Source organism: Companilactobacillus alimentarius DSM 20249 (genome assembly GCF_002849895.1).
GTDB lineage: Bacteria > Bacillota > Bacilli > Lactobacillales > Lactobacillaceae > Companilactobacillus > Companilactobacillus alimentarius.
On record NZ_CP018867.1, the window covers coordinates 1,486,320 to 1,511,745 of the forward strand.

At 34.0% G+C, this 25,426-nt stretch carries 27 protein-coding genes and 1 pseudogene; 16 read left to right on the forward strand and 12 right to left on the reverse strand.

What is annotated here, in order from left to right:
- Positions 1–95 precede the first annotated feature (95 nt).
- Positions 96–776: a ribonuclease H family protein gene (locus tag LA20249_RS07115; protein WP_083477864.1), complete on the reverse strand. Its 681-nt coding sequence runs from the start codon at positions 774–776 to the stop codon at positions 96–98.
- 68 nt (positions 777–844) lie between these two features.
- Here LA20249_RS07115 and LA20249_RS07120 point away from each other — a divergent pair, with 68 nt between their 5' ends.
- The 6 genes from LA20249_RS07120 to LA20249_RS07145 all read left to right on the forward strand — a co-directional run bounded on the left by LA20249_RS07120 (position 845) and on the right by LA20249_RS07145 (position 8,181).
- The gene (locus LA20249_RS07120) at positions 845–1,600 is read left to right on the forward strand and encodes an alpha/beta hydrolase (protein ID WP_057737066.1); all 756 of its coding nucleotides are present in this window, start codon (positions 845–847) and stop codon (positions 1,598–1,600) included.
- 38 nt (positions 1,601–1,638) lie between these two features.
- Positions 1,639–4,398 carry a YhgE/Pip domain-containing protein gene (locus LA20249_RS07125; RefSeq protein ID WP_257790471.1) on the forward strand — a complete coding sequence of 920 codons (2,760 nt, stop codon included), beginning with the start codon at positions 1,639–1,641 and terminating at the stop codon, positions 4,396–4,398.
- A 38-nt stretch (positions 4,399–4,436) separates the two neighbouring features.
- Positions 4,437–4,886 carry a hypothetical protein gene (locus tag LA20249_RS07130; RefSeq protein ID WP_057737067.1) on the forward strand — a complete coding sequence of 150 codons (450 nt, stop codon included), beginning with the start codon at positions 4,437–4,439 and terminating at the stop codon, positions 4,884–4,886.
- Positions 4,887–4,892: 6 nt separating this feature from the next.
- A complete protein-coding gene (locus tag LA20249_RS07135) occupies positions 4,893–5,588 on the forward strand; it encodes a zinc metallopeptidase (RefSeq protein WP_057737069.1) in 696 nt (231 codons plus the stop codon).
- Positions 5,589–5,779: 191 nt separating this feature from the next.
- On the forward strand, positions 5,780–7,246 hold the full coding sequence (gene cls / locus LA20249_RS07140; RefSeq protein ID WP_057737071.1) for a cardiolipin synthase: 1,467 nt from the start codon (positions 5,780–5,782) through the stop codon (positions 7,244–7,246).
- Positions 7,247–7,446: 200 nt separating this feature from the next.
- Positions 7,447–8,181 carry a sulfite exporter TauE/SafE family protein gene (locus LA20249_RS07145; protein ID WP_057737073.1) on the forward strand — a complete coding sequence of 245 codons (735 nt, stop codon included), beginning with the start codon at positions 7,447–7,449 and terminating at the stop codon, positions 8,179–8,181.
- Here the strand turns inward: LA20249_RS07145 and LA20249_RS07150 are convergent.
- On the reverse strand, positions 8,178–9,197 hold the full coding sequence (locus LA20249_RS07150; RefSeq protein ID WP_101836889.1) for a sugar kinase: 1,020 nt from the start codon (positions 9,195–9,197) through the stop codon (positions 8,178–8,180). The two genes, LA20249_RS07145 and LA20249_RS07150, sit on opposite strands and share 4 nt — an antisense overlap.
- A 171-nt stretch (positions 9,198–9,368) precedes the next feature.
- Positions 9,369–10,124, reverse strand: coding sequence for an IclR family transcriptional regulator (locus tag LA20249_RS07155; RefSeq protein ID WP_235806725.1), 756 nt, complete (start codon positions 10,122–10,124; stop codon positions 9,369–9,371).
- Between the two features lie 186 nt (positions 10,125–10,310).
- Between LA20249_RS07155 and LA20249_RS07160 the strand changes: the two genes are divergently transcribed.
- From LA20249_RS07160 to pcp, 3 genes are read left to right on the forward strand one after another with little or no spacing between them, the layout of a single operon-like run.
- Positions 10,311–10,967: a DUF969 domain-containing protein gene (locus LA20249_RS07160; protein ID WP_057737078.1), complete on the forward strand. Its 657-nt coding sequence runs from the start codon at positions 10,311–10,313 to the stop codon at positions 10,965–10,967.
- A 16-nt stretch (positions 10,968–10,983) separates the two neighbouring features.
- Entirely contained in the window at positions 10,984–11,901 is a 918-nt protein-coding gene (locus LA20249_RS07165; protein WP_057737080.1) for a DUF979 domain-containing protein, read from the forward strand.
- Between the two features lie 15 nt (positions 11,902–11,916).
- Positions 11,917–12,564, forward strand: a complete 648-nt coding sequence (gene pcp, locus LA20249_RS07170) for a pyroglutamyl-peptidase I (RefSeq protein WP_057737082.1) — start codon at positions 11,917–11,919, stop codon at positions 12,562–12,564.
- A gap of 70 nt (positions 12,565–12,634) precedes the next feature.
- Here pcp and LA20249_RS07175 read toward each other — a convergent pair whose 3' ends face one another.
- A complete protein-coding gene (locus LA20249_RS07175) occupies positions 12,635–12,916 on the reverse strand; it encodes a hypothetical protein (protein ID WP_057737085.1) in 282 nt (93 codons plus the stop codon).
- Positions 12,917–13,068: 152 nt separating this feature from the next.
- Between LA20249_RS07175 and LA20249_RS07180 the strand changes: the two genes are divergently transcribed.
- Positions 13,069–13,698, forward strand: coding sequence for an endonuclease III domain-containing protein (locus tag LA20249_RS07180; protein WP_057737087.1), 630 nt, complete (start codon positions 13,069–13,071; stop codon positions 13,696–13,698).
- Between the two features lie 68 nt (positions 13,699–13,766).
- Positions 13,767–14,765 carry an aldo/keto reductase gene (locus tag LA20249_RS07185; protein WP_057737089.1) on the forward strand — a complete coding sequence of 333 codons (999 nt, stop codon included), beginning with the start codon at positions 13,767–13,769 and terminating at the stop codon, positions 14,763–14,765.
- A 53-nt stretch (positions 14,766–14,818) separates the two neighbouring features.
- Here the strand turns inward: LA20249_RS07185 and LA20249_RS07190 are convergent.
- A pseudogene (locus LA20249_RS07190) lies at positions 14,819–15,451 on the reverse strand (ATP-binding cassette domain-containing protein); the annotation flags it as partial.
- A gap of 109 nt (positions 15,452–15,560) precedes the next feature.
- On the opposite strand from LA20249_RS07190, the gene LA20249_RS07195 reads away from it, so the two are divergent.
- The 3 genes from LA20249_RS07195 to LA20249_RS07205 all read left to right on the forward strand — a co-directional run bounded on the left by LA20249_RS07195 (position 15,561) and on the right by LA20249_RS07205 (position 18,366).
- A complete protein-coding gene (locus LA20249_RS07195) occupies positions 15,561–16,667 on the forward strand; it encodes a sensor histidine kinase (protein WP_235806731.1) in 1,107 nt (368 codons plus the stop codon).
- Between the two features lie 9 nt (positions 16,668–16,676).
- A complete protein-coding gene (locus tag LA20249_RS07200; RefSeq protein ID WP_057737096.1) occupies positions 16,677–17,432 on the forward strand; it encodes a response regulator transcription factor in 756 nt (251 codons plus the stop codon).
- A 598-nt stretch (positions 17,433–18,030) separates the two neighbouring features.
- On the forward strand, positions 18,031–18,366 hold the full coding sequence (locus LA20249_RS07205) for a hypothetical protein (protein WP_057737098.1): 336 nt from the start codon (positions 18,031–18,033) through the stop codon (positions 18,364–18,366).
- A gap of 280 nt (positions 18,367–18,646) precedes the next feature.
- On the opposite strand, the gene LA20249_RS11665 is transcribed toward LA20249_RS07205, so the two are convergent.
- From LA20249_RS11665 to LA20249_RS07230, 6 genes are all read right to left on the reverse strand, one after another.
- Positions 18,647–18,826 (reverse strand): hypothetical protein, encoded by a 180-nt coding sequence (locus LA20249_RS11665; protein WP_157054424.1) that lies wholly within the window; start codon positions 18,824–18,826, stop codon positions 18,647–18,649.
- 109 nt (positions 18,827–18,935) lie between these two features.
- Entirely contained in the window at positions 18,936–19,670 is a 735-nt protein-coding gene (locus LA20249_RS07210) for a response regulator transcription factor (protein ID WP_057737100.1), read from the reverse strand.
- Positions 19,671–19,675: 5 nt separating this feature from the next.
- Positions 19,676–21,019: a sensor histidine kinase gene (locus tag LA20249_RS07215; protein WP_057737102.1), complete on the reverse strand. Its 1,344-nt coding sequence runs from the start codon at positions 21,017–21,019 to the stop codon at positions 19,676–19,678.
- 758 nt (positions 21,020–21,777) lie between these two features.
- A complete protein-coding gene (locus LA20249_RS07220) occupies positions 21,778–22,125 on the reverse strand; it encodes a bacteriocin immunity protein (RefSeq protein ID WP_057737104.1) in 348 nt (115 codons plus the stop codon).
- A gap of 18 nt (positions 22,126–22,143) precedes the next feature.
- On the reverse strand, positions 22,144–22,437 hold the full coding sequence (locus tag LA20249_RS07225; protein ID WP_057737105.1) for a bacteriocin immunity protein: 294 nt from the start codon (positions 22,435–22,437) through the stop codon (positions 22,144–22,146).
- A gap of 16 nt (positions 22,438–22,453) precedes the next feature.
- A complete protein-coding gene (locus tag LA20249_RS07230) occupies positions 22,454–22,765 on the reverse strand; it encodes a bacteriocin immunity family protein (protein ID WP_057737107.1) in 312 nt (103 codons plus the stop codon).
- Between the two features lie 144 nt (positions 22,766–22,909).
- On the opposite strand from LA20249_RS07230, the gene LA20249_RS07235 reads away from it, so the two are divergent.
- A complete protein-coding gene (locus LA20249_RS07235; RefSeq protein ID WP_057737110.1) occupies positions 22,910–23,194 on the forward strand; it encodes a bacteriocin immunity family protein in 285 nt (94 codons plus the stop codon).
- A 59-nt stretch (positions 23,195–23,253) separates the two neighbouring features.
- Here the strand turns inward: LA20249_RS07235 and LA20249_RS07240 are convergent, their stop codons facing one another.
- A complete protein-coding gene (locus LA20249_RS07240; protein ID WP_057737111.1) occupies positions 23,254–23,721 on the reverse strand; it encodes a hypothetical protein in 468 nt (155 codons plus the stop codon).
- 301 nt (positions 23,722–24,022) lie between these two features.
- Between LA20249_RS07240 and LA20249_RS07245 the strand changes: the two genes are divergently transcribed.
- Positions 24,023–25,387, forward strand: coding sequence for an Nramp family divalent metal transporter (locus LA20249_RS07245; RefSeq protein ID WP_057737113.1), 1,365 nt, complete (start codon positions 24,023–24,025; stop codon positions 25,385–25,387).
- The last annotated feature ends 39 nt before the right edge of the window (positions 25,388–25,426 follow it).

A 25,426-nucleotide genomic window follows, 5' to 3' on the forward strand; every position in this document is an offset into this window, starting at 1 on the left:
TTTTGATTAAAACAAATAGACCAAGATAATCAAAGTACGATTGCCTTGGTCTATTTGTTTAATGCGTAAAAACTGACCATGTTTGTTCCGTTCTCTTACATTTTATCCATGGTTTCATTCAATAGTTGATCCACACGGTTATTGCCGACATTTTCAGCGTGCCCCTTAGTCCATTCAAAAGTTTTCTTCGGTACAGTCGGTAACAGTTGATCCAATTCTCTCCACAATTCCACATTTGCTACAACTTTTCCATCAGCTTTTTTGAAGCCTCTTCTTTTCCAGCCGTTGAGCCAATTCTTAGTAATTGCGTTGAGGACATATTGTGAATCTAAGACAAATATCGCATTTTGTTGGTTGATTTTAAGCTCATTTAATCGTTTAATACTCTGAATTAGGGCCATTATCTCCATGCGGTTATTAGTTGCTCCAAATTCACCGTCAGTCCCTTCATATACTTGGCCGTGATTGTTGATGTGATAGGCCCAAGCGGCTCTATCAGAATCTTTCACGTGTCCACCTTTAACGTTACCGTGGTTTCTCGAACCACCATCGGTATAAACTACTATGTCAAAATCTTCGATATTAGAAACTTTTTGCTTAGTAGTTTTCTTTTTACTATAGGAATCTTTGCCGTCAAGAAAAGCTTGTGCTTGGGCTTTGTCTGGAAAACTTTTGTATCTTGCTCCAGTAAATCCTTCGACTTGTTTCTTACATTCAGGCCATGTTAAATAGATTCCTGGTTTTCTTCCGTGTCGTACTGCATAATATTTTTGCAATGTCATACCTCATTTGGTTAATTTTTCTCAATAATAATTATATAATAATATCTTGTTGGGGTGAATTTATGAAAAAAGGGCAATGGCCGATTCTTTATATCCACGGATTCCGTGGTGGAGATTATACGACTCATAAAATGATTGAATCAGCTTTAAAAAGCAATGGTAAAACAAAGGACCAATTTCTCAAAGCAATAATTGATTGGCGAGGAAAGGTTACATATGAAGACACTTGGACTGAAGATGAGCATCCTATTGTTCAGGTAGTTTTTCAAAATAAATGGGTCGGCAGCAACCAAATGGCATATTGGTTGGCAAGACTATTATTTGACTTACGCTTAAAACATGAATTCACTACCTATGATGCAATTGGTCACTCACTTGGTGCGGTTTCACTAGTACTAGTCAACCTAAAGGAAAAAATGCGTCCCTATATGCCAAGATTAAAAAAATTGGTACTCATAGCGGCTCCGTTCAACGGTATTATCGGTCTAGGTGATCTTCCCAACATTAACCGGATCAAGCCGAATGGGCGTCCCGCTTTTATGAGTCCGACGTATTTTAGAATTTTTATGAATAAAAATAGTATTTCAGACGATTTACGAGTTTTGAACATTTTTGGAAATGTCGGCGATCACTCAAATAGTGACAAATACATCTCCGTTACATCTGCTAAGTCTATTTCATACATTCTCAAGCCTAGAGTTAAGGAATACACTGAATATCTCATTAAGGGCTCAAACGCAGAACACTCAATGCTTCATGATGATTCAGAGATTCTAAAAATGGTCAACGGGTTCATTTACTATAATCCGCTGTCATAACGTTATATAATTACAATACGTTCAGTTTTAACAGAGATTTGGAGGGGATTTCTATCAAAGCTTGGGAACTATTCAAATTAGACATAAAGAGGACATTAAAATCCAAGCCCGCAACGTTATTAATGCTGGCTCTGGTTATTTTACCTTGTCTGTACTGCTGGTTTAACGTTTGGGCCCTTTGGGACCCATATTCTAACACTAGCGATCTAAAAGTAGCAGTCTATTCAGCTGATACGCCAGTCAAATTAGAGGGTCAAAAAATTGAGATTGGTGATCAGTTAGTCGATAACCTAAAGAAAAATCATAAATTAGGTTGGACTTTTGTCGATTCTAAAAAAGAACTCGATCAAGGTGTCAAAGATGGCTCTTATTACGCTGGAATTTACATTCCAAAAACTTTTTCAAAAGACATTATTAGTTTCCTATCAGGAACTATCAAGAAACCGAATCTAGTCTTCTCGGTCAATCAGAAAATCAATGCCATAGCCCCGAAGTTGACCGAAACAGGGGCGACAACTTTACAGAATACAATTTCTTCAGAATTCGTCGGTACAATCAGTAAGACCGTTACGCAGGCGTTAAACAAATCGGGAATGGATCTAAAAGATAATCTTCCGATGTTGCGGCGTTTCGAGTCACTCCTTGTAACGACCGATGACAATATACCTGAATTACAAAATATTATGGACAAAGTGCAAAAAGCTAACACGATGGTCCCTAATTTGAATCAAAAACTTAATCAAGTTAACGATATGTACGGCTATCTTCCCTTATTAAATGAAGATGCTAACAAATTAGTTAATATCAATAATTATATGCCGCTAGCAGATGTTGGCGACACCGCTTCAAAACAATTAAAAAATAAGATTCCTGAAATTCAAAATGCGGGAACTCAAATTAATGAGGTCGATTCCGACTTTGGTAAAATCAGTGATCTTATGTCTTCTAGCATCACTCAAGTTGAAAACGGACTAGGTGTGATCCAAAAGGTTCAAAACGTTATGCCTGACGTTCAAAAACTTGGTCAAGACGCAAAGAATGCGACTGATAAAATTACTAATGAATTGATTCCTAAGATTCAACAGGCTTTGCCAGTCATCAAATCAACTATTGATACTGGTTTATCCATGGCCTACAACCTAGGAAAACAAATCAGCAGTTCATCCGAAATGGTTAACACTTTAATTGATAAGATTAAAGAAGACCCAACCAATCAACAATTCAAGGAACAATTGAAGACGGTCATTCAAAATGTTGAAACTGATGCTACTCACTTAGCTAAGATTTCTCGACAAGTAGCTTCATCGTTGACCGATCTACAAAATCTCTTTAATCGTCTTGCCGAAATGTTGGGCCGTGATCAGACAACTATCTTCAATCAACCAATTCAACACTTAAATGATCTCGCCGCGCTCAACGATACCTTAGCTACTAAAGCTAATGATATTTTAAATAATTACGACAGCCTTGATACGACCGAGTTACAAAGTAAATTGACTGATCTACAATCTCAAGCTGACAAAGTAACTTCCGGCATCGCTTCAGTAAAAGATTTAAACATTCTCGACAGCGTTTCTAATATTGTCAATGATGTCAATTCGCTCTTAAAAGAAGCCAGTTCAACATTGGGTGAATTCAACACCGATATAATTCCGGCTGTTCCCGGATTGTTGAATAACACCGAAGGTATCCTTAAGACTGCCTTGTCATACTTACAAAAATATCAAAAGCAACTGCCTGCAGTGGGTAATGAGATTCACGATGCTAATCAAATGCTTAACGGTAATATGAATAACATCGTTACAGGAATCAACTTGCTAAACGATTTCTACACTAATGATTACCCTACTTTGAAAAATAAATTAGCCAAGGCAACTTTCTTTGTTCAATATCAACTGCCATCAATTGAAAATGAATTGACGACTACTTTGAACTTAGTCAACTCTAAAACACCTGAATTAGAACAAGCTCTTTCATCAGCTAATGATTTTGCTGAAAATGATTGGCCACAATTGAAAAAAGACGTTCACCACTCAGCAACGCTCTTAAAGAAGGGCAAAAAAGATGTTGACTTGAACGCCATTATTAGACTAATGAAATCTGACGCTAATAAAGAATCCGACTTCTTCTCTAATCCAGTCAAATTGAAGCAACAAAACCTCTACGATGTTCCAAACTATGGTTCTGCTAGTGCTCCGTTCTACTTGGCCTTGTGTATTTGGGTCGGTGCCTTGCTTCTATCAAGTGTCTTCACGGTTCATTTCAAACTCGATGAAAAGCAAAAATTCCTTTATACCTTCAAACAAAGATTCAATGGTCGTTACTTGACCTTCGCGTTTTTAAATCAACTCCAAGCTATCGCCGCGGCACTGGGAAATCTCTTTATTTTAAACGCCTATACTAAAGAAAAAGTTTGGTTGATTGTCTTTTGTATGTTAGTAAGTTTCGTCTTCATCTCGATTCTGTACTCACTAGTGCAGATGTTTGGGACGGTTGGTAAGGGACTAGGTATCATCATCTTAGTTCTCTCAATTTCTGGAGCCGGAGGAAACTTCCCTGTGGTCTTATCGGATGGCTTCTTCCGTTTCATCAATCCTTATTTACCATTTACTTACGCAGTCAATCTGATTCGTGAAGCGGTCGGTGGAATCTATTGGCCAAATGCTACTAAAGATATTATTATTCTTGTAGCCTTTGGCGTCGTCTTCTATTTGCTAGGTTTGCTATGTACTGAGCCGCTTAAGCCATTTATGCATAAACTACATAAGAGTGCTAAGAAGAGTATGATTATCGAGTAGACAGCCAATTAAGGGCATAAGGAGGATGAATTTTTAAAATGACAAATATAAAAATGAAATCTTATCGACCATTTATTACGGAGAATTTCTTCTGGGACTTCCCTAGTCGTTTTAATTTGAAAGAGATTAGTGAATTCTTAGATGAAGAAATTGATCCAACCACCAAATATATTTCTAACACTGCCAAAATCATTATGAGAAACGATGGCATTTATTGGTTCATTCAAAAAAAGGATACTAAACAAATCACGGCAATGATCAGTCTCAGCGACCTTGATTTAGAGAAGCACCACGCTGCCTTGATGGTAACTTTCAAAGATGTGAGTGACTCCGAAAAAATGGAAATTTCAAATCGTTTACTTATGTTTCTTAAAGATCAGATTGCTCTAACTGAAATTGAAATAAATGACTTAGATCACATTGTTCAAGAAAACTTCACAAATAATGGTTATACTGTTCTTAATGAAAAACTATTAAAGAGGAGTTAAAAATATATGTATGGATATGGTTTCTTTGGTCCCAGCTATTTACTGATAATTATTGGTCTTGTTATCAGTTTATGGGCTTCGTGGTATGTAAATCATAATTTCAAAAAATACGATGAAGTCCCTAGTGATCATGGAACTAGTGGTGCCGATGCTGCTAGGTTCATCCTAGATAATGCTGGACTCCAAAATGTACAAATTCAAAGAGTCAGTGGTAAATTAACTGATAACTACAACCCAACTAATAAGACATTAAACTTGTCTGAATCGACTTACAATTCAACTTCTGTTGCGGCTATTGGTGTAGCAGCCCACGAATGTGGACATGCGATTCAAGACCAAACAAATTACGCTCCAATGCGAGCTCGAGCAGCACTTGTTCCTGCTGTTAACCTTGGTTCTAATGCTTCAATTCCTTTGATAATCGTCGGAGCAATTTTAGGTATGAATCAAACCTTAATTCAAATTGGTATCTGGCTATTCGCCTTAGTTGTTTTATTCCAAGTCGTTACCTTGCCAGTTGAATTCAATGCCTCCAGTCGTGCCGTTAAGATCCTTGGTTCAGGCGACTTATTGACTAGCAATGAAGTGCCTATGGTTCGAAAAGTTCTCTTTGCTGCCGCTTTAACTTATGTAGCTGCGGTAATCTCCACTGCCTTACAATTGTTACGTTTGATTATAGTTTTCGGTGACAATCGAAATTAATTATCAAAGTAATTTCAACTTATAAACAATATAAAAGACATTCTTTGTAATCGTGATATGATTATGAGGAATGTCTTTTTAATTGGCAAAATTAATTAGAAATTATGCTTTCAATTCTGCGCAAAAATTAGATTTTATCGTGATTTTGAAGTAAAATTTTTAATATAAATAAATAGAGGGAAATTTATTTTATGGTTGATACTTGGATCATCTGGCTAATTCTCATAATCTTAATCATCAATACTATTTCTGCACTTATTACTGTCTTCCACAGACCTCGTAATATTGTTACTACGTGGGCATGGATCTTGGTCCTTGTCTTATTGCCAATCTTAGGATTCCTTATTTATGCATTTTTAGGGCGTGGGATTGCTCAGGAAAAGATTTTCAATATTAGTAAGCAAGAGCATTATAGTTTAAGCCAGCTAAAGAAAATGGCTATTGCCGCACAAAAGCGTCCGCAAAATGCTTCTCGATATGACGAGACCCATTATGCAGACCATATTATTAGGTTCTTCAACGAGACTGAAGAAGCACCTTTAACACGTCATAACGAAATTAAATTATACTTTGACGGTCAAGAAAAATTCAAAGATATGTTCAAAGACATCAGGCAAGCTAAAGAAACCGTCCATGTCGAATATTATGCCTTCATTAAAAGTAAAATCGGTGATGAATTTCTAACTTTGCTGACTCAAAAAGCTAAAGAAGGTCTAGAAGTTAGAATTCTTTATGATCCTTGGGGTTCTGGTGGAACTAAGCCGAAGTATTTCAAGGAATTTCAAGCCGCTGGTGGAGAAGTTCTCCCCTTTATCACTTCAAAAAATGTGATTGCTAAAACGCGACTGAACTACCATCTGCACCGAAAAATTGTTGTGGTTGATGGAACTACTGGTTGGATCGGTGGCTTTAATGTTGGGGACCAATACGTTAATACGACTGAAAAGTTTGGCTACTGGCGTGACACCCATTCAAGGATTTTTGGTGCTGCTACCTTATTGCTACAGGAACGGTTCTTCCGTGATTGGAATGCTTCACTTGATCGTAATGCGGAACCTTTGGAATTCTTGGAGAAGTATTTCCCGTCTGATAAATTCGATGAAAATGCTAATTTACCTATCCAAATCATCTCTGATGGCCCCGATAGTCGAGAGGAGATTCTCAAGGATGGCTTCATTGATATGATTGTCAGTGCTAAAAAGAGCGTCTGGATTCAATCGCCCTATCTAGTCCCTGACGATGCGATGTTTACTGCTTTAACAATCGCTGCTCGTTCTGGCGTTGATGTCAGGATAATGATTCCTTGTATGCCTGATCATCCCTTTATTTACCGGGCTACGCAATATTATGCTAACCTTTTGACTACTTATGGCATCAAAATCTATAGCTATCAAAAAGGATTCTTGCATGCTAAAACTTCTGTTTTCGATGGAAAAATTGGTTCTGTTGGTTCGATGAATCATGACTTCAGAAGTTATTCTTTAAACTTTGAAGCTAACGCTTTTATCTACGACGCCAAAGTGGCTCATCAAATTGCTCGTTCCTTTGAAAATGATATGAAGGATTCAATCTTGTTGACTCCCGATATTATCAAAGAACAAGGCATGTGGCTACATTTCAAACAGCGTTTCTCACGTTTGTTATCACCAATACTTTAAAAAAAATAAGAACCTGGGAGATAATTATCTATTAGCTAAATTTCAGTGTAAATATGGAATATAACATAGCTTTTTTGCTTAAAAAAATGGACCAAGGTAAAATTACGATTACCTTGGTCCATTTATCTTAATGCTCGAAAGCTGACCATGTTATGTCCCTATTATCTCAAGGTCTAAAAATATTTTTGAGAGGATACAACATGACGACATACTTATTAGTAGTACTAATTGCTTTATTCGGTGCTTTGATGAGAACGGTCTTTGGCTTCGGCGAAGCTTTAGTAACCATGCCACTTTTGGCGTTGATCTCATTTAACCTGCAAACCTCAACTGCTCTGATCGGTGCTCTAGGATTATTAGTCGCAATCCCTGTAGCAATCAAATATCACCAGCACATTGATTGGTCGACTCTAAAACGTTTAGTCTTAGGATCAATCTTAGGAATTCCGATTGGAATTTTGATTATAAAACTTGGCTCTCCAATTATTATTATGAAATTCCTAGGTCTATTCATCATTATTTATGGAACCTACAATTTATATGCTTTAAGACATCCTAGAAAATCGAGTCTTCAAATCAATGACAAATACGATTATCTAGCCGGTATAATTTCTGGTATTTTAGGAGCTTCCTTCAACAGTCACGGTGTCCCTATCGTTATTTATGGAACCGCTAAGAAATGGGATGCGGATAAGCTTAAAGGAATCTTACAAGGACACTTTGTTTGCGTAGGAAGCTTAGTTGTTTTAAGTCAATTGGGTTCCGGAATGTGGAGTTTAGACGTAGTCAAACTGTTAATAGTCATCATTCCCTTATTGTTTATCGTCATACCTTTAGGCAATTGGATCAGTACCAAAATCGACAGTCAGCACTTTACTAAATACGTCTTCATGATCTTAATTATTTTCGGAATAATCTTGCTTTTGAAAAACTAACGACTCATCGCATTAGCACCATTCATCACGCTTTGAATCTCCTCTTCACTGACTAAATTGAGATCTCCAGAAATAGTCAATTTCAAGACACTGGCCGCAATGGCGTACTCAACTTGTTTTTGACCATCGAAGTTATGAATGAATCCATGAATCAATCCTGCTCCAAAAGCATCGCCACTGGCAACACCTTCATAAACGTGCATTTGATAAATTGGACTTTCATAGAATTTGCCGTCACGCAATAAAATGGCTGACCACTTGCTGTCTTCTACGGAATTAATATTTCTCAAAATACTTGCGACCGTATGGCAGTTAGGATATTGTTTGGTAACTTCTTTCATCCCAGCCTTGAAACTTTCAGCTTGATCAATTCCATGCTTCATATCACCATCAAAAGCTTTGATGTCCAAACTAGATTCGAAATCTTCATCGTTAGCCAAACAAATGTTGACGTAAGGCATCACTTTTTTAGAAAATGCTTGTGCTTCTTTGGGAGTCCACATTTTACCTCTGAAATTAGTATCGAACACTACAGTAATTTTATGTTCCTGACAATACTTGCAAGCTGCCAAAATGGTAGTTTGCATTTTTTTTGATAAAGCTGCCGTAATTCCTGAGAAATAAAAGTAATCAACGCCTTGTAATAACTTTTCCCAGTTAAATTCTTTTTCTTCTGCTAAAGCAAACGAGCTTCCCGCACGATCATAAACGACATTAGTTCCTCGAATACTGCTGCCTTTTTCAAAGAAGTAAATCCCTAATCTAGGACCGCCACGCAAGATTTTATCAGTATCAACGCCGTACTTGTTCAACGTTCCAAGTGCTGAATCTCCCAACAAATTATCAGGCAATTTAGTCACATAAGCCGCCTTATCGCCTTGTAAGGATAAAGATACAGCCACATTGGCCTCTGATCCACCATAGTTTGCTTCGAATGAATTTGATTGCAAAATACGTTTACTTTCACTCGGTTTTAAACGTAACATCATTTCTCCAAAAGTCAGAACTCTCATAATTTTGCCTCCATTTGATTTTAAATTTCCTAAATAAGAAACTAAGTTTATTATTAAAAAATCAAAAAGAAAAAATCTTCTTCAGATTTTCTTTATTTCTTATATAGAAATAGCTTTCACATATTGGAAATCATACTTCTAATATAGTCTACTGAAAGCGTTTTATCAAATGAATTATAATGCTTCTTCAATTTCTTTTTTCGTCACTAAAACATCCTTAATAATTTGTTGCTTTCGTTTTTCATCCAAACGATAACTCGGTGTGCTTACACTAAAGGCTCCATAGACTTGTTGCCCTTTTTGAATAACTGCTCCTATACAGACGACCTCAGGTTGGTTCTCCTTGTCATCAATCGAATAGCCGGTTTCTTTCACTAATTGAATCTGCCTATTCAATTCAGAAATACTAGTTACTGTATTATCAGTTATTGCCCGCAGTGGTTCTTTTGAAAAATATTCATCCAATTCTTGAGCCGTCTTTGTGGCTAACAAAGCCTTGCCCATCGCTGAACTGTATAAATTCAATTTGCCACCGATTCTTGATTTCAAATTTATACTTTGAGGACTTTCTAATTTTTGCAAGTAAACAACTTTTTCATCCTGTTCAATACCCAGATGTACCGTCTCTTCAGTTTCATCACGTAATTTTTTCAAAAATGGCAGAGCAATCAAACTAATGTCAAAATCAGCCAAGGCTCTACGACCATAACCAATTAATTCAGTTCCAAAATAATACTGCTTACTGTCTTCATTTCTCCAAACAATATTCTGTTCACTGAGCGTATTCAAAATCTTTAAAGTCGTTGACTTAGGGGCGTGAATCCCTTCACTGATATCCTTCAACGTGACACCTGAATCCTTTGACATCATAAAATCCAGAATTGCCTTAGCTTTGATTAGTACCGTTCCATACGCTTTCTTTTCAGCCATCATTAAAACCTCTCTCAAAATCAGAATTTAAGTTTATTATACAGAAATAATATCCTCTTCGTGCGAAATTTGAATCGAGAATTTCTTGTATAATTAAATATATTTTAATAATATTTGAATTATTACACATTTATTAAAATATCATGATACAATAGGCGGTAAATTTAATAATTGGGGGACAAATTAATGGAATATTTCAAGCTTATTGGAATAGTTATAATAATTCTCGGTTTTGCTTTCAAACTAGATACCATCGCCGTCGTAATTGCAGCCGCCTTGGCAACCGGACTTGTCTCTGGTATGTCATTTGACCATGTTATAACGTTACTTGGTAAGGGATTCATGGATAATCGTATGGTTTCCTTATTCTTTCTAACATTACCAATGATTGGAGTCGTTGAAAGTCACGGTTTGAAACAAGCAGCCGTCAATGGCATCAGCAAAATTAAAAATCTCTCGGCGGGGAAGATTTTCAACCTTTACTTAGCTATTCGTGAAATCACTGACGCTATGGGGATCGCATTGTCAGGTCAAGTTCAGTTCATTCGACCACTAATCAACCCCATGGCACAAGCAGCCGCCAGTGTCAAAAAGCCTTTGACTGACAAACAAGTCGATCTCATCAAAGGAAGAGCTGCCGCAACTGATAATTTCGGTAATTTCTTTTCTCAGAATTTATTCATCGCCTCAAGTGGTGTCTTATTAATGTCTAGTACCATGAAATCATTAGGCTACACTGCAACTCCTGCCAATATTGTGCTTTATTCAATTCCGATGGCAATTATTACCTTTTTAATCACCGCTTATTCTAATAGACGTTTTGATAAACAATTCGATAAATAATTTGTGAGGAAAAAATATGAATGTAAATAATATTCTGGAAATCTTTTATGTTTTAATTGGCTTGATCATGATCTTTGCCAGTATTGAATCATTTCGAGATAAAGACAATTCTGCTCGATTCGGTACCGGATTGTTTTGGCTAATTATGGGTGTAATTTTCGCTGTGGGAAAGTATTTACCCAATCTAGTCATCGGTTTACTTCTAGTTCTAGTAGGAATCCTTTCACTATTCAAGCAAATCAAAGTTGGCAAGCTTAAAGAAGTTAACAAGGAAGTCGCAGAAAAATCAGCCAAACGCTTGGGTGCTTGGCTCTTTTTTCCTTCAGTTGTATTAGCCATCTTATCTATTCTGATTAGTCAGTTCACAAAACTAGGCGGTCAAGTCGGAATCGGGATTGCCTCTGTTATTGCCTTAATTACAGCTATGATTCTTTCCAAAACTGACGGCAAAACTACTTATCATGACAGTGAAAGAATGGTTCGTTCAGTTGGAACTGCCGGTATTTTACCCCAATTATTAGCTACATTAGGTGTTATCTTCACTGCCTCTGGCGTCGGGGATGTTACCTCAAAAGCTATTTCAGGAATCTTCCCAGCTGGAAATCATCTCTTAGGTGTTACTTTATATTGTGTGGCAATGGTCATCTTCACGATGGTTATGGGAAATGCCTTTGCTGCCTTTGCCGTCATCACAGCCGGAATTGGAATTCCTTTCGTCGTTGCACAAGGTGGAAACCCCGCCGTAGTGGCAGCAATTGGAATGACCTCTGGCTATTGTGGAACTTTGATGACACCCATGGCTGCCAATTTTAATTCATTACCGGTAGCCTTATTAGAGATAAAGGACAACCTTGGGGTTATCAAGCAACAATATCCACTCGCTTTAATCTTATTATTGATCCAAATCGTTTTAATGTACTTTTTAGCATTCTAAGGAGGAAATTTTATTATGAAAATACTAGTAACTGGTTTTGATCCATTTGGCACTGACAAAATTAATCCGGCGATTGAGGCGGTTAAGAAATTACCCGATACCATAGCTGGAGCTGAGATTATAAAAGTAGAGATTCCAACAATCTTCAACAAATGTGCGCAAGTCGTTCATCAAGCTATTCTCGACAACAAACCTGACTACGTTTTAGACATTGGTCAAGCTGGCGGACGCTTTGCTTTGACCCCTGAACGAGTTGCTATCAACTTCGATGATGGCAGAATCAAGGACAACGCTGGTTACCAACCTAGAAATCAGCCAATCCATGAAGACGGGCAAAACGCCTATTTCACTCAATTGCCAGTCAAAGCTATGGCACAAGCAATTATTGAAGCTGGCATTCCTAGTAACGTTTCGACCACAGCTGGAACTTACGTCTGCAACCACATCATGTACCAAGTTCAATACATGATCGACAAAGAGTTCCCCGCTTTAAAAGCTGGTTTCATGCACATTCCATTCTTACCCAATCAAGTTCTAAATCGCCCCAACACACCATGCTTATCACTAGCTGATGATGTCACAGGAATTACCGCAGCTATTACTGCTATTGTTGAACGTGACGGCAAAGGCGACATCGAAGTTATCGGTGGAAGTTTGAATTAAATATAAAAAAAGCGATTCAAAGCATTATTTTCTAAGTTGTCTTAGAATAATAATTACTTTGAATCGTTTTTTATTGTAAATCGCTTGATTTGTAAACCTTATGCACGACTCTCTGGTGATACAAGTCATTTCCCTGTCCCCAGAAAATAAAATTCAATGATACGTAAGCGACTGCTAGTAAAACATTAATCGTATTAAATTTCATCGAATCATTTAGCATTTGCCAAACAATAAATATTATTGATAATACCGGAACAATTGCGCCTAACCACACATGAGAATTATTGGCTAAAACATATTTCTCAAGTATTAATGAAGCTATTGAACCAATTACAAAAAATACCCCTAACATAATTACACCCCCTGTAATTAATTCAGCGATAATTATAATAACACAATTTGTTTTCTGAAATAAATCTATTGCTCTATGAAAACGTCTCCAAGAAATAATTTCAGACTTTTTATCTAATTTATTAGATAATATTAGTAGAGAGGTAATCAGTTTTGTACAAACAAATCAATATTTACGACTTATTAGAAATACTTCAACAAAAATTAGGCCCACAAGATTGGTGGCCTGCCGAAAATAACGAAGAGATGCTATCTGGGATGATCTTGATTCAGAATACTAATTGGAAGAATGTTGACAGATCCTTAGCAAATCTCAAGCGTGCCACTAATTTTGATGTCAAAAAGATGTTGCTTATTCCACAAGATCAACTTCAAGAATTGATCCAACCCAGTGGCTTCTTTCACAACAAAGCCATTTATTTGCGTGCTATCTTGACTGCTTACCGTGATGATTTCGATACTTGGGAAAAACTGCCTACTAATTTATTACGAAAAAAATTGAACGCTATCAAGGGCGTTGGCAACGAAACAGCTGATGTATTATTGCTATACTACTTCCATCGTCCGAGCTTTGTAGCTGACAATTACTCAATGAAACTCTTTAGCCGCCTGCATACTTTTAATAAGAAACCAACATATCTTCAACTAAAACATGCTGTCGAAAAGGATTTCGACTTAACCTCTAAACAAGCCGAAGAATTACATGCTCTGATTGACGAATTTGGGAAACTCAACAGTGATTTCTTTGACAATTATCAGCTATCTCTTCCGAATATGTCTTAAGTTAGATTTGCGAAAACGATTACAGTGACATATGATTTATCTAACAGCTATTAGGAAAGGATGATTCTATGTATAAAGCTTCAGATAATCGTTATCAAGGAAATCATATTCGTCATGCTGGCAAAACCGGTCTGATGTTACCACCAATTTCACTCGGACTTTGGCACCATTTTAGTAGTGCTGATCCTTTAAGTGAACGTAAAAAAGTTATTTTGCACGCTTTTGACAAAGGTGTTTTCCATTTTGACGTTGCTAACCACTATGGGGACGGAACCAAAAACGGCTTAGGTAGTTCAGAAACATTATTAGGACAAATCTTGAACACAGATTTAAAATCCTATCGAGATGAACTAGTTATCTCTACCAAGGCTGGCTACGAAATTCACGATGGTCCTTTCGGTGTAGGAACATCGAGGAAATCATTGTTACAAGATATTGATGGATCATTAACCAGACTGCAATTGGATTATGTAGATATCTTTTACGCCCACCGTTATGACGATACAACGCCTATTGAAGAGACCGTCAGGGCTTTAGATGACATCGTAAAATCTGGTAAAGCACTATACGTAGGCGTATCTAATTTTGAAGTTCCAGAAATGAAACAGGCTATTAAAATGTTTAAAGAATTAGGTACTCCATTTGTTTTAGACCAAATGAGTATGAACATTTTGAATCATCATGTTGAAGATAGTGGACTGATCACGGTCTTAAAGGATGCCGGTGCTGGCGCCATTGCCTATGGTCCTTTAGCTGAAGGTCTATTATCAGACAGGTATCTCAAGGGTATTCCTGAAAGCTTTAAGATCCACCCTACCAATGAAGAACTCTTCAAAAATGGTAAAGAAAGTTTAGTTAAAAAATTAAATCAACTCAATGATATTGCTCAAAATCGTAACCAAACGCTCAGCCAATTAGCACTAGCTTGGTTGTTAAGAGACCCTGTGGTCGCAAGTGTCATTATTGGAACGACTAACACTGAACACTTAGATGATAATCTTAAGGCACTAGATAAACTTGATTTTAGTGACGATGAAGTTACCGCTATAACGAACCTACTCAAGTAAAATAGACTCAAGTTTCTGGGATGTTTATCAAATCCAAAAACTTGAGTCTTTTTTTATTTATCCAATTGAATAATTCGATCAAACATAGATTTCTCTTGCTCTGAAATCTTATGTGCAACTTCGATAACAGCAATCTGCGGATTCCTTAAAAGTGTATTGTGAACTTCTAATGATAACGTTGGATCTAAAGCACTGGTTGCTTCATCGGCTAAAAGAATTGGTCGATTCGAGAGTAAGGCCCGCGCAATTTCTATTCTTTGAATCTGTCCACCAGAAAGGTTAGATCCATTCTCGCCAACTTGATAATTCAAACCTTTTTCTTGAATCAAATTAGTCAATCCTGCTTCTCCAGCTACTTGTTCTAATACTGAATCAGTTGCTTTTCTACCTAAAGTGATATTGAATTTCAAAGTATCATCAAAGATAAATGGTTTCTGATTCACATAACTAAAGCTGTCATGAGCTTTTTGCCAATCACCTGTCACATTATTTTGATCAATGTAAATTTTTCCATCATCGGGTCGCAATTTTCCCAACAACAATTTTAGAAGTGTTGTCTTGCCCCAACCACTAGGAGCCATCAATAGAACCTTCTCATTTGGTTTAACTGAAAGTTCCAAATTTGAAAATAAAGTCTTGTCTTTAATTTTATAACTCAAATTATCAACATCTAACCCAGTGAAATTAGTATTGTTAGTAACAGTTGGTTGCACTTTAATATCCCTTCTGTTTATTTATTCTCTTATTTTAGATTACTTTCTTCCCAATTGGATGATCTTTACCCTTTTGGTTGCTATGTATTTCTTACTTAACAAAGGACACTCGATAAATTACCAATTAATAAATTCAATTGTTTTAGGGGCCATATTAGAACTTTCATTATCAATAGTTAGTTCATCAGTAATAGTATACTTGAATAAAAAATTTGCTATAGATGATTTGCCATTTGTTTTAATAGACTTAATAATTTGTTCTTTATTAGCAATGCTATTTATATTACTTTACAGAAATTTTCACCTCAATACTTTTATGAAAAAGCAAAATTCATTCCATTTTAGTCTTTTATTATCGTATTTATATATATCATTATTTTTATTTATGAGTTTAATCCAATATTTCAGGGCATATAAAAAGCTGATAGTTGGTATAATACTTTTTTTAATAATACAAACTATATTAACTCTTTTATATTCGTTATCTGAGATAAAAAAGCAAAAAGAGAGTTTGGAAAAAGAATTACTGATTAAACAAATTGACAATCTGAAATCATATACCAATCAATTAGATGCTGATCAGAAGAATATGCATAAATTTAAACATGATTATAAGAATATAATTCTAAGCCTTGAGGAATTAGCCCAATCTGAAAATAATAGTAAGTTAAAAAAATCACTGAATGAATTAACATCTTATTCAAATAATTATTTTGAAAATACATCTATGAATTTTTATAAAGATCTAGAATATGTCGCTAATCCTTACATAAAGAGTTTATTGATCAGCAAGTTCAAAACAATGAAAACACTTGATATTAATTACAGTTTTGAATGTAAATCAAAAATTAAAGATATTAATATGAATACATTCGATTTTATAAGATTATTGGGTATTTCAATCGATAACGCTATAGAAGAGGTTGAAAATAATCCAAATGGTAGTATTGGAATAGCAATAATTAACGATGATAAAAACATTTCTTTTTCTATTAAGAATTCCCTTGTTCACTCTAAATTACCTACTATTCAAAATATGCGTAAAGAAGGTTTTTCTACCAAAAAAAGTCATTCTGGACTTGGTATGGTAAATATTCAAAATATAAGTAAAAAGTATCCCAATTTATTTATTAACTATCATAAGGACAAAGGGGTATTCTATGTTCAAATTGTCCTTACTAAAGAGTAGGAGATTATTATGAGTTATCCAATAGTTGTATGTGAGGACAACGCCACCCAACTTAAAAATATCAAAGTAATACTAGAAAGCTATCTTATGTTTCACGATGATCCATTAAAACTAGTGTTAGTCGCTCAAAGCCCCGACCAAGTGTTTGAGTACTTATCGAAAAAACCTTTATCCAGAGGAATTTACTTTCTTGACATCGATTTAGGTACAAATATAAATGGCATTGATCTGGCCAAACAGATAAGAAAAATAGATGTCCAAGCAAACATCATTTTCACTACAACTCATGATGAAATGGCACCAATTACCCTTAAAAATAAGGTTGGGGCTATAGACTTCATCGAAAAAGATCAAAGTATTGAAGATTATCGAGATAATTTATATGATGCTTTAAAGTATGCCGAAACTATAACAGATAAAACCATGAAAAAAGAGAATGTTAATTTTTCCTTTGAGATTGGTAACCAAATATATAATTTTGACAAATCAGAAGTTGTTCTCATTGAAACATCAGCCGTTCCTCATCGATTAACATTAGAAACAATCAATGGTAACTATGAATTTTACGATAAAATAAATGGTTTAGAAAAAGAATATTCTTTTCTTCTGAAACTCAGTAGATCCTGCCTAATAAATCCTAATAATATAAGGAATGCTAACTTTACCACTAGAATCATTACATTTAAAAATGGCTCAACAAAAAAATTTCCAATAGGTAAATCGAGAAAATTTAAATTTGAGATTAAAAAAGCTCTTAAACATTAGAAATATCTCCAAATGTGCAATTCTTGATTCATAGTGATTCAAATAAGAATCGCCAAATAATTGTAAATCAGGCTAATCCAATTTCAAAATTCATGTTTCTAATATCTATGTCTGATAGATAATTGAATGATACCTAGACTTCAAGTTATCAAAAATCAATTAACTTCACTCAAAGATAGTTCTTTAACTTTTATTTAAAAATGATTTCAACTAATTCTGATATAAATTTGACGATGTCTTTATTTTTATACTAGACAACTTTTTTCTTGTCTCTGTAATACAAAATTGAGTAACTAATACCAAACACGTCAATACTGAATTGAGAATTTATTTCACTACCGTGACTAGTATCCTCTACAAAGAGTATTCGATTTGAAACCCTAGTTTGAGTTAAAGCCTCACAATTATTGATAAACGAGCTTATTTCTCATCCTAAAGTGATTTTAATTCATTAAATTGTATTAACGATATGTTGCCATTTAATTAATGGTTAAATTCCCATGTATAATAAAAAGTGTTAATTTACAAACAGATATCCAAATACCAATAAAATAATAATGAATCAATACAATATCAAAAGAAGGAGAACATAACCAACATGCGTGAAGACCTTTCCAATATGATAAAGATAGCTTATCAACGAGTAACAGATTCAAAATATATCGAAACCAGAAAAGAATTATTACGTCTTTATAAGAAGTTAAATGGTGGCGAAGACCCCATCAAAATAATGCTTGAGCTGAGAAAAGCATTACTACAATCTGATTCATCATTGAATTTAAAAAATCGTATTTCCGGGTTACCAATTGAATACAGTAACCTGTTTCATTTTATAGATCCACGATTAAAAAAGATTGATGTAAAAACATTAAATAGATACTCCCGATATGGATTCATACCCTTAAAATTTGGAAGTACTATTAAATATCCTTAATGGAGAATCGATTTTTACCAATGCTGAATATATCAAACAAATATGATGAACATTTAGGACCTCACTGTGAATAATAATACTTGATATATTAGTACTTTCGCAGGTTCGAGATGCGACTTGGGAATTGTTAGACGGACTACAGGAAAGAACTACTACTTCTAAACCCAGACACCATGGCTAAATATTTTACATGATATTCAACAGAAATAAAAAAGTGCCCTTAAAATCATTAGATGAAATTAATCTAATAACTTTAAGAGCACTTTTTGAATGTCAATATTTATCGACGAGGCATCTTTTCAAACAATCCATAGAATTGTGATTTATCATTAAAGTTTGCTCGATTTCTACCATTGAGTCCTGATCTCTTTGAGAGGTCACCCAATTCAATCAAAAGGTTATCTTCTTCCCTAGAAAAATGAACTCGACCGAAAGCTTCCATATATATGTAATTTACCAATCTGCTCAACCAAACTTCGGGATTATCAACTATGTCCACACCCAACTGGGACTAAAGACATAATAAAAAGGCCTAACGCTATTTGCACAGTATCAGGACTTACGCATATTTATTTAAAAAGGTTACTCACTTCTGAGGATTTTCTATATGATACATTACACTGAATATTATTATCTAAATACAATATCCTCCTATGAAGATCATATGACACTACCCTATCCTTATTAATTAAATAGCTCTTATCTACTCTTAATAAGTTACTATACTTAGACTCCAATAAATTCAAATTTCCTGGAAAAGAAGTGCTACGACTGTCAGCCTCTAAACTTACTTTACCTGGAAATTGTTTCTTAGTATATAGCAAAACTACTTCTTTCATAGGAACGGAAAAATATTTAGATCCAATCTTATATCCAAAAATTTTTTCTTTCTGATAAAGTGAATTCACATAATAATTTTTTGCCAATTCAATATCTTGTATAATACGTTTCTTTACAAAATCCAATTTATTATCTTTCAAAATATAATCCATCGGTGATATTTTTCTTTCTAATGTTAAAAAAGAAAGTTCTTCATGAGTCGTTAAAAAAACTATTTTTGCATCTTGCATACTTTTCCTAACATTTTCCGCAATTTTTAATCCAGCCTTAACATCATCCCCAATTTCCATATCTAAAAAAAATAATCCGTACTGTTGTTTCACGAACATCTGCTTAAACGTCTCAACACTATTAGCTTCAATTAATTTAATAGAATAATCATTAATCATAATAATATTATTAATGATGTTTTTATAGTATTCTCTTTGACCATCGTTATCTTCAAATAAGTATATCGAAAACATTTTAACTACACTTCCAATACAATTAAAGTAATTCTTAAGAATTTACCTTTTATTTCTGTATCTAAAAAAAGATTAGAATTTTTATTTATAATTTCGGAAACATTAGTTAGACCAATTCCTCGATTCTTTCCCTTTGTTGAATATTCTTTTTTAAATATATTCCTTACATCTATAAAATGATTGATTGGATTCTCTACCGAAACCTCAATAGTATCTTGATTTTTTATAAAGGCAACTCTAACTTCCCTCTTATCACCACTGGCAGCTTCTTCAATGCTATTATCCAAAAGAATTCCAACAACCCTTATAATTTCCAACAAGTTTTTAGTAAACTTTATACAATCATCTACTATTTCTATATTTATTTTAATATTATTGGATCTTGCTTTAAAAAATTTTTGAATAATCAATCCTCTTATAGGCTCGTTTGCAATTTTTTTTAATTCCAAAATGGTCTTTCCATCTAAATCCGCAACAAATCCCTTTTGCTGAACAAGCTCTTTATAAATATCCTCATAATCTTTATTCATATTTTTTTTAGAATCGGCACTTATAGAAAGCACTATATTTTTAAAATCATGTTTAAATTTTCTCAAATCATCATATTGCTCTTGAATATTAGTAAGATATTCACGCATCTGTCTATTCTGTTCAATATCATTAATAGTTTTTTGCCTAATGGAAACCGACTGCACTAGTTCAACCATCTGCCAACACAAAAGAAATGCAAAAAACATAAAAGAAAACAATATTGTCACATTCATTAAATAAGTAATTTCTTGAATATTACCAACGAAAAGTATAATTTCAAAAGATAAAAAAATGGATATTAACATTAGAAAGAACCTATTATTTAATTTTAAAGATAATATCTTTTCTTCAATTTCATTTATTTTTGCATAATTTTCTCTTATCAATTTAACAATTATTAAAACAAATATAATATTAACAAACACAGATAAAATGCTTCTAAAACTATGACTAACGAAGAAAGAACTAATATTAAATAATTTTGATAGGATTAAATAAATCAAATTCGTAAAGACTTCACATAATAAAGACAACATCATTTGAATAACGACAGAAAATATAAGTAAATTTATTTGTCCTTTATCAAAATTTATCTTTTTTTGTTTAATTGAATCCCACATAATAAAAAACATTAAAAATAAAATATAACTATAATCTTCAAATAGCAGGCTTATTAGCCCCCAAAATAACGAATATATAACATATCTATTCATTAGATATATATTATTTTCAGAGATTAACTGTTGATACAGTAAAAAACATAAAAAAATAAATATTGAATCAACAACATACTCGACTGGTATCGGTAACGTAATCATTTTAAATTATTTCTTAATCCATTTATTGATAATGCTTTAAACATATAATTCTTCCTCCTGTTAAAAATAAACATTATAAATATACTACGTTAAATTTAATATATCAATTTTAATTATAAATGCACAAAACCTATGATGTTCATCAAATTTCTTAATAAATCGTTATGCCAATGTCCTCCAATTATTGATAAAAATTGCCGATTCTCAATATCATTAAACATATTCAAATTCCTACTAACTTGATTATCCATTGATAATATTCTCGATTCGTTTTCACTTTTTTAATTAAAAATTAACGTTAAAAGTTTAAAAACTATCAATACTAAGGCTGCAATTCTATGCTTGTTATCTAATTTACTATATGGTGTGAATTGTATTTTTTTCATATTAAGAATTAATACCTAGTCCCCCTGCTTTGTTTCTTACCTCTTCCGCCAATTACCTTACTTAATTGAGAATCGTTGATAGCTATAAATTTAATATTCTTCATAATAATGCTTCCAATCTATATTTTTTTATTGCAATACTCTTAGCACAACTTCATTATAAGAACCTATAGAAAAATTGATTCAAAAAAATATTAACGTTAGATTTTTCATATTATCGAAAAGTATAAATGATTAAAATAAATAGAAAAGGGAAATACAACACTAGCAACTCCTAAAAAGAATATCAACTTAAAATAAATTCATAAAAAAAATACTCTTAAAGCTATCAGATTTGTGTCTGATATCTTTAAGAGCATTTTTTAGTTTGATTCAACGACGAGGCATTCTTTCAAACAAACTATAAAATTGAGACTTGTCATTAAAGTTTGCTCGATTTCTACCATTGAGTCCTGATCTCTTTGAGAGGTCACCCAATTCAATCAAAAGGTTATCTTCTTCCCTAGAAAAATGAACTCGACCGAAAGCTTCCATATATATGTAATTTACCAGTCTGCTTAACCAAGCTTCAGGATTATCAACTATGTCCAACTTCATATAAACCTGACTTAAAACATCTGTAATATTCAATAAATATGGTGATTGATCTGGATGTGCATGTAAAGCGTCGTATAACTCGTGAATAACTTTCTTCGTTGTTTTTATATCTAGCACAGACATCTCTCCTTTTGTGTGAGTTTAGTTAGCGAACCAAGTAAGTATCGACATAAATCCTTTATATTTGTTAGCATCATTTTGCAAAAAATTTGATAGCTCAACAATTGATTTGGGTGCTTTTAAACCATGCGTAAATGTATAAGTACTAATTGCGCTCTCCAATTTAGTTGCCACTATATTTTCAGCATCGCCTTTATTCAATTTGAATTGTGCATTACGCAAAATTTTAGTTAATTCCCCATTGTTTTGTACGTTCTCATCGTTCAATGATGAAGTTATTAGATCGTTTAATTTTGCTTCCCGATTTTTTACCATTTTTATCCCCCAATACTTAACTTAAATAACTATTATTAAAACCTATATATCCTAGATTAGTACCAATAGGTTTCAATTTAATCAAAGCCGAATTAATTACATCGTAAAAGTGAGAAGCACTGGGCGTTAGTCCCTTATTCTTTAAGTCTAATTGTTGAAAACTTACAATTATTTGGTTGAGGACAGCCACAGTATATCTACCTTTTTCCAAATCAGTTTTAGCCATGAGTCCAACCCTACGTTCATCATCAGAAATACTAGGATTCAAGACAAAGTCATAAAGTTTGCTCAATAAAATCTGCTCTTCTCTCTTATCTCCCTTAAACATAATTAATCCCACTTTCATAGTTATTTTATATAATAATTGTAACCTAGTTTTCAATTCCTTTGTGAAAATATTCCTGAATCACCGTATTTAACATCTGCTATTTGATTAATGATAAAATAAAAATAAAAGGTGGTGACAAAGCAAATGAGTAAACTAACTTGGTTTGCTGGTGGCAAAGATCGTGGTAATGAAGCAATTTCTATCATCGATGACTTACTTAATAATTTAAACAGTCAACTTTTACAAGAGGTACTAATCGAATTCAAAGATGAACTAGAAAAAAGAGAATCAGCTGTTCCCTACATCTTAAGTCGAATGAATGTATCAATTTCTAACGCACTTCATAAAAACAAAGTTTCATTAACAGAAGAACAACAATCTAAATTACAACAATTAACTCAATTATCAAATATAAGATACGGCTATTGAAAGTAAAATCGACATAAGTAAAAAAGGCTTGAGAATTTTCCTTCTCAAACCTTTTTTACTTATATTTGTCCAACTTCAACTGAGACTTCATTGGATAATTTCTTATCTAAGAATTTTTGAATATCTTTATATGACGCATTAAAATTCATTTCTACTTGTTGTGGTCGTTTGGTATTAAAAATCACCGCCACTTTGGGTTTACTGCCCTGCAACTCGATTGGTATCAAGGTCACATGGATAATCTGTGAATAGTCCAATACACCTGAATAAAATCCATTGATAACGATTTTCTTTGAACCAATCCCACCGACACCATTCATAATATTAAGTAACATGAATAAAGCAACCATGATGATGTAAGATAATTGATCGGTTGGTGCAAAGAGGAGCCATGCTCCGATAAAGGCTGCAAAGATTAACGACGAAACTTTATAAATTGATTTGATTTCAATTTGAGACTGCCAATAAATATTGAAGGCTGCGCCAAGGAAAAAGATGATATCAACTATTATTAAAATTACACTCATTCGACTTTATCCCTTTTCTATAGAATTTAAATATTGTTTCCTACATTTATATTGTATCGTAACAATGTGACAATTACATGAAGTTGAGCATTAGAAACCAGAAATTATGCATTTACACAGAATTTCTTATGAAATAATATTATTTTTCTTTCAAATTTCATGAACACCAATGCCTGATTTTCTCTACCATCCCTATCTTTTATCATCTTTTTGTTAAGTTGACCTAATTATTAAGTTTAATGTATTTAAAAGACACCTCTAACATGATATTATATGTTGAGAATAAAAAGGGGGAAGAACATTGAGCTCAAAAAATAAAAAACATGAGAGCCTAATCCACTACGCTAACGGTCCTTCTTTAGAGGAAATTAACGACACCGTAGAAATTCCAAAAGATGCCGGTTTCTTCAAGACTCTGTTAGCTTATAGTGGTCCTGGTGCCTTGGTTGCCGTGGGTTACATGGATCCTGGTAACTGGGTTACTTCGATTGCTGGTGGTGCCCAATTTAAGTACAAATTACTATCCGTTATCTTGATTTCTAGTTTAATTGCGATGCTTTTACAATACATGTCAGCTAAACTAGGCATCGTGACCGGAAGAGATTTGGCCCAATTAACGAGGGATCGGACTAGTCGTGTTGGAGGATTTATCCTTTGGATAATCACTGAATTAGCCATTATGGCGACTGATATTGCGGAAATAATTGGTTCCGCCATTGCTCTAAAATTACTATTCAACATCCCAGTCCTCTGGGGTGTCATCATCACAGCTTTTGACGTATTGCTATTGCTAGTCTTGATGAAACTAGGCTTCAGAAAAATTGAGGCTATCGTCGCTACCTTGATTATGGTCATCTTACTTGTTTTCCTATATGAAGTTATCTTAGCTAAACCAGACGTTGGTCAAATGATGGTCGGATTCATTCCTGAACCTAAAATTTTACAAAATCAAAGCATGCTTTACCTATCATTAGGTATCGTTGGTGCAACAGTTATGCCACATAACTTATACTTGCACTCTTCCATTTCGCAAGCGAGAAAATACGATCGTGATGATCCTAAGAGTATTCATCAAGCGGTTAGATTCTCCACTTGGGATTCTAATATTCAGTTGACTTTAGCCTTTGTTGTCAACACGTTGCTACTTCTTTTAGGGGCCGCATTATTCTACGGTACTAGTAGCGATTTAGGACGTTTCGTTGATTTGTTCAATGCCTTGCAAGATCCAAAAGTTGCTGGAGCCGTGGCCAGTCCTGTCTTGAGTATTTTGTTTGCCGTTGCGTTATTGGCTTCTGGTCAAAACTCAACCATTACCGGTACGCTTTCTGGTCAAATCGTTATGGAAGGTTTCATTCATATGAAGATGAAACTTTGGGCAAGACGTGTTATTACTCGTTTAATGTCCATCATCCCGGTTATTACCTTTGCGATTATTTACCATGGTAATGAAGCTAAGATTGAATCACTTTTGACATTTTCACAAGTATTCTTAAGTGTCGCTTTACCATTCTCAATCTTTCCACTGATCAAATTCACAAGTAATAAGAAACTTATGGGCGAATTTGTTAATAATAAATTGGTTGAATACATTGGCTACTTTGTTGCAATAGTCTTAACCATTTTAAATATCTGGTTGATTTACACAACATTTGTACCAACTGCATAACAAAAGAGTTCACTTCATAATGAGGTGAACTTTTTGTGT

Excerpts from the sequence above, each read along its gene's own strand:
- LA20249_RS07240 (WP_057737111.1), bottom strand. The coding sequence starts at position 23,721 with ATGAGTGTAATTTTAATAATAGTTGATATCATCTTTTTCCTTGGCGCA.
- LA20249_RS07215 (WP_057737102.1), bottom strand. The coding sequence starts at position 21,019 with ATGATTACGTTACCGATACCAGTCGAGTATGTTGTTGATTCAATATTT.
- LA20249_RS07185 (WP_057737089.1), top strand. The coding sequence starts at position 13,767 with ATGTATAAAGCTTCAGATAATCGTTATCAAGGAAATCATATTCGTCAT.
- LA20249_RS07210 (WP_057737100.1), bottom strand. The coding sequence starts at position 19,670 with ATGTTTTCGATATACTTATTTGAAGATAACGATGGTCAAAGAGAATAC.
- cls (WP_057737071.1), top strand. The coding sequence starts at position 5,780 with ATGGTTGATACTTGGATCATCTGGCTAATTCTCATAATCTTAATCATC.
- LA20249_RS07230 (WP_057737107.1), bottom strand. The coding sequence starts at position 22,765 with ATGTTTAAGGGAGATAAGAGAGAAGAGCAGATTTTATTGAGCAAACTT.
- LA20249_RS07235 (WP_057737110.1), top strand. The coding sequence starts at position 22,910 with ATGAGTAAACTAACTTGGTTTGCTGGTGGCAAAGATCGTGGTAATGAA.
- LA20249_RS07160 (WP_057737078.1), top strand. The coding sequence starts at position 10,311 with ATGGAATATTTCAAGCTTATTGGAATAGTTATAATAATTCTCGGTTTT.
- LA20249_RS07220 (WP_057737104.1), bottom strand. The coding sequence starts at position 22,125 with ATGTCTGTGCTAGATATAAAAACAACGAAGAAAGTTATTCACGAGTTA.
- LA20249_RS07135 (WP_057737069.1), top strand. The coding sequence starts at position 4,893 with ATGTATGGATATGGTTTCTTTGGTCCCAGCTATTTACTGATAATTATT.
- LA20249_RS07200 (WP_057737096.1), top strand. The coding sequence starts at position 16,677 with ATGAGTTATCCAATAGTTGTATGTGAGGACAACGCCACCCAACTTAAA.
- LA20249_RS07175 (WP_057737085.1), bottom strand. The coding sequence starts at position 12,916 with ATGTTAGGGGTATTTTTTGTAATTGGTTCAATAGCTTCATTAATACTT.
- pcp (WP_057737082.1), top strand. The coding sequence starts at position 11,917 with ATGAAAATACTAGTAACTGGTTTTGATCCATTTGGCACTGACAAAATT.
- LA20249_RS07195 (WP_235806731.1), top strand. The coding sequence starts at position 15,561 with ATGTATTTCTTACTTAACAAAGGACACTCGATAAATTACCAATTAATA.
- LA20249_RS07145 (WP_057737073.1), top strand. The coding sequence starts at position 7,447 with ATGACGACATACTTATTAGTAGTACTAATTGCTTTATTCGGTGCTTTG.
- LA20249_RS07225 (WP_057737105.1), bottom strand. The coding sequence starts at position 22,437 with ATGGTAAAAAATCGGGAAGCAAAATTAAACGATCTAATAACTTCATCA.
- LA20249_RS07120 (WP_057737066.1), top strand. The coding sequence starts at position 845 with ATGAAAAAAGGGCAATGGCCGATTCTTTATATCCACGGATTCCGTGGT.
- LA20249_RS07205 (WP_057737098.1), top strand. The coding sequence starts at position 18,031 with ATGCGTGAAGACCTTTCCAATATGATAAAGATAGCTTATCAACGAGTA.
- LA20249_RS07155 (WP_235806725.1), bottom strand. The coding sequence starts at position 10,124 with ATGGCTGAAAAGAAAGCGTATGGAACGGTACTAATCAAAGCTAAGGCA.
- LA20249_RS07130 (WP_057737067.1), top strand. The coding sequence starts at position 4,437 with ATGACAAATATAAAAATGAAATCTTATCGACCATTTATTACGGAGAAT.
- LA20249_RS07165 (WP_057737080.1), top strand. The coding sequence starts at position 10,984 with ATGAATGTAAATAATATTCTGGAAATCTTTTATGTTTTAATTGGCTTG.